Source organism: Halomonas sp. B23F22_20, assembly GCF_043496985.1.
Lineage (GTDB): Bacteria > Pseudomonadota > Gammaproteobacteria > Pseudomonadales > Halomonadaceae > Halomonas.
In genome coordinates this window covers 1-1,211 of sequence record NZ_JBIEKH010000060.1, presented here as the reverse complement: position 1 = coordinate 1,211, position 1,211 = coordinate 1, and the positions used below count along the sequence as shown (strand labels likewise).

The window sequence follows — 1,211 nt, the reverse complement described above, 5'->3', positions numbered from 1 at the left end:
TGTAATGACCCCCTAGTTTCTGCTCACCCTACGCGGCTAATGCTGGGTGTGCTCGGGGAGCCACATAGCCCAGAGACTGATGTGGCCGTACGTCGTTGTAGTAGCGGATCCATCGGCTGATCACCGCTCTGGCTTGGCCCAGCGACTCGAACCGATGCTGCCAGATGCATTCCTCCTTCAAGGACCGGAAGAAGCGCTCAACGAGGCCGTTCTGCTCCGGCGTATATGGCGTCGTGAACTCCTGGGACAGGCCATACGCCTTCACCGTGCTCGTGTAGTGGCGACTGCTGAAGACCAGGCCGTTGTCGGACCGTAGCGCCAGAGGTTGATGAACCCTGCCCAAGGCGCCGAATCGGTGTACCAATGCCTCTTCCAGAGCCGCCTCCGCGGTCTTGCTGCTGCCATTATCCGATAATCGCCAGCCGAGGATCTCTCGCGTACAGCAATCGATGATCACCGCCAAACTGGCCCGCCGATCCTTGCCGCACCACACGTGCGTGAGATCGGTGGCCCATCGCTCGTCAGGCCGTGACGCGACGGACGGCAGGCTCTTGGCTCGCGGTCGGAAGCCTTGTGGCCGCTTGCGCACCTGCCAGCCTTTCAGCTGCAGGATGCGCTGGATCGGCTTGCGGTTCTCACCCAGGATGCACGCCAGGCGGCGATAGCCATAGGTGGGGAAGCGCTCCAGGGCCAGTTTCACCCGTGCCGCCAAGTCGGCATTGATGACACGCTGCCGCGCCTTAGGCCGGTAATACAGGCTTCGCCGGGGGAACCCCAGCCAGCGGCAGAGCTTGACGAGCGACACCACATGACCTTCGTCGGCCAGTTGCGCCTGCAGCGACCTTACGAGTTCTCGTCCTCGTCGAGCAGGCGCTTGAATTTTTTTAGTGCATAGATCTGCAGATGGGCCTCGCCCAGTGCCTCCTTGGTCTCACGGAGCTCAGACTCGTACTGCTCACGGATGTCCTTGGGGCGGGCCTTGAACCCGTTCTCCATGCTGCGCTGGGCTTCATCGATCCAGCCCTCGACCTCGGAGACAGTGAGATCGTACTGGCGGGCCACCTCAGCGGCCGTGGTCTTACCCTTGAAGATGTCCATGACCACGGCGGCCTTGCGCTTGGCGGTCCATCGCTTGATCGGGTTGTCGTCGCTCATCCTGTCCTCCTGATGGCTGCACTATAGCCTGTGCAGCTATGGAGGGGGTCACTTCA

The 1,211-nt window shown here is 61.8% G+C and carries 2 protein-coding genes; both read right to left on the bottom strand.

Annotated elements, in window-relative coordinates:
* Nucleotides 1–28: 28 nt before the first annotated feature.
* On the bottom strand, nucleotides 29–838 hold the full coding sequence (locus ACGTN6_RS20535; RefSeq protein ID WP_394594906.1) for an IS3 family transposase: 810 nt from the start codon (nucleotides 836–838) through the stop codon (nucleotides 29–31).
* 5 nt (nucleotides 839–843) lie between these two features.
* Nucleotides 844–1,155: a DUF1153 domain-containing protein gene (locus ACGTN6_RS20530; RefSeq protein ID WP_183385747.1), complete on the bottom strand. Its 312-nt coding sequence runs from the start codon at nucleotides 1,153–1,155 to the stop codon at nucleotides 844–846.
* Between the last annotated feature and the right edge of the window lie 56 nt (nucleotides 1,156–1,211).

Coding starts and splice junctions, on each gene's coding strand:
- ACGTN6_RS20530 (WP_183385747.1), bottom strand. CDS start 1,155: ATGAGCGACGACAACCCGATCAAGCGATGGACCGCCAAGCGCAAGGCC.